Source organism: Enterobacter cloacae complex sp. P2B, from assembly GCF_014895985.1.
GTDB classification, from domain to species: Bacteria; Pseudomonadota; Gammaproteobacteria; order Enterobacterales; family Enterobacteriaceae; genus Enterobacter; species Enterobacter bugandensis.
Map to the genome: position 1 here is coordinate 1 of NZ_JADBQQ010000032.1, position 302 is coordinate 302.

Genomic DNA, 302 nt, shown 5'->3' on the forward strand with positions numbered 1-302 from the left:
CCTTACCTTAAAGAACCTGCCTTTGTAGTGCTCACACAGATTGTCTGATGAAAAACAGCAGTAAAAATCTCTGCAGGCTTGTAGCTCAGGTGGTTAGAGCGCACCCCTGATAAGGGTGAGGTCGGTGGTTCAAGTCCACTCAGGCCTACCAAACTCCTTTTAAAGGATGAGCGGTACAGAGATTGCAAAACGATGGGGCTATAGCTCAGCTGGGAGAGCGCCTGCTTTGCACGCAGGAGGTCTGCGGTTCGATCCCGCATAGCTCCACCATCTTTTACTGCAAACACAAGAAAACTTCAGAG

2 tRNA genes are annotated in these 302 nt (G+C 49.7%); both read left to right on the forward strand.

From position 1 onward, the window contains the following. Positions 1-74: 74 nt before the first annotated feature. Positions 75-151 (forward strand) — tRNA-Ile (locus IM313_RS22395). Positions 152-194: 43 nt separating this feature from the next. Next, positions 195-270: transfer RNA gene (locus IM313_RS22400), tRNA-Ala, on the forward strand. Positions 271-302 lie beyond the last annotated feature (32 nt).